The sequence below is a fragment of the Mesorhizobium sp. BHbdii genome (assembly GCF_053848045.1).
The window spans coordinates 1-423 of the sequence record NZ_JBSPKX010000257.1 but is presented as its reverse complement, the minus strand read 5'-3'; the positions used below and the strand labels follow the sequence as shown (position 1 = coordinate 423).

General features: G+C 62.9%; 1 pseudogene. It reads left to right on the top strand.

From position 1 onward, the window contains the following. Positions 1-299, top strand: a pseudogene (locus ACWTU8_RS32915) (ATP-dependent DNA ligase); the annotation flags it as partial. Between the last annotated feature and the right edge of the window lie 124 nt (positions 300-423).

The following is a 423-nucleotide window of genomic DNA, read 5'->3' as shown; positions in this document are numbered from 1 at the left end:
GCTACACGGTCGACGAATACAAATTGCTCGGCGTCGAGCGCGAGGCGGACAAGCCGGCCTTCGCCCTGATGGCCGACCGGGCCACGGGCCGCTATGTCGGCTCGGCCTTCATCAATTCCAGCCGCGCCATCCGCGAGCGGTTATGGAAGCGGGTCCAGGAGCACGCCCGGCCGGCGCCGAACGGGGTGACGCGGCCGGCGACGCAATGGGTGAAGCCCGGCATCATCGGCCGCGTGAAGCATCTGCGCGGCGAGGAAGACCTACGCCATGCTTCATTGCAGGACTTCAGAGAGGAATGAGCAAGCGAGGCAGTGATTTTCTCTACCATTGGATGGCGGGTCATTTGTCCGACGATCCGATCACGGACCACGTGCTGTTGATCATTGAAATGGCTGTAGATGCGAAGCTGGCGGCTGTAGCCCA